Here is a 780-nt window from a genome sequence, read left to right on the forward strand (position 1 = left end):
ATGCTTCTCTTGGAAGTTTAGTAAATCGTTTTTTTGATGTCTTTGATAAAATTGCAGTAGCTTGTGACGGGTTGGATGCTCAGTTAGTAATGTCTCTGGGGGGTTCGGCAACTCCAGAATCTCTACCTAATTTACCGGGAAATTCCCTAGTTGTCAAATATGCACCCCAGTTATAACTACTGCAAAAAGCTACTCTGACTATTACTCATGCAGGTATGAATACAACTCTAGAATGTTTAAATAATGCAGTACCAATGGTTGCTATTCCTATTGCCTTTGACCAACCAGGAGTAGCAGCACGAATTGCTTGGAGTGGAGCAGGGGAAGCTATACCACTGAAGCGTTTGACTGTGGAACGGTTACGAACAGAAATTTCCCAGGTACTAACACAACCTTCATATAAACAAAATGCTTTAAGATTACAGTCAGCAATTAAGCGATCAGGTGGAGTAACTCGTGCTGCTGATATTATTGAACAGGCAGTTTCTACAGGGAAACCAGTCTTAGCTGAAACGATAAACTAGGAAGGCAGAAACAATTTTTCAACTTCTACTTTTCTCCTGATCTGAAATCCGGTTATACATTTGTCGCACTTTATATAGCGCTGTGCGCAGGCAACAGCTCCGGAAGAGGGAATAAAAAACCTTTGAAGAAGGAGACAGGAGACAGGAGACAGGAGACAGGAGACAGGAGACAGGAGACAGGAGACAGGAGACAGGAGACAGGAGACAGGAGACAGGAGACAGGAGACAGGAGACAGGAGACAGGAGACAGGAGACA

1 protein-coding gene is annotated in these 780 nt (G+C 43.5%); it reads left to right on the plus strand.

Features of this window, described 5'->3' with window-relative positions; genetic code table 11:
- Positions 1-179 precede the first annotated feature (179 nt).
- A complete protein-coding gene (locus tag F6K13_RS18145) occupies positions 180-524 on the plus strand; it encodes a glycosyltransferase (protein ID WP_353735682.1) in 345 nt (114 codons plus the stop codon).
- Positions 525-780: the final 256 nt, after the last annotated feature.

Source organism: Okeania sp. SIO2B9, assembly GCF_010672505.1.
Classification (GTDB): domain Bacteria; phylum Cyanobacteriota; class Cyanobacteriia; order Cyanobacteriales; family Microcoleaceae; genus Okeania; species Okeania hirsuta.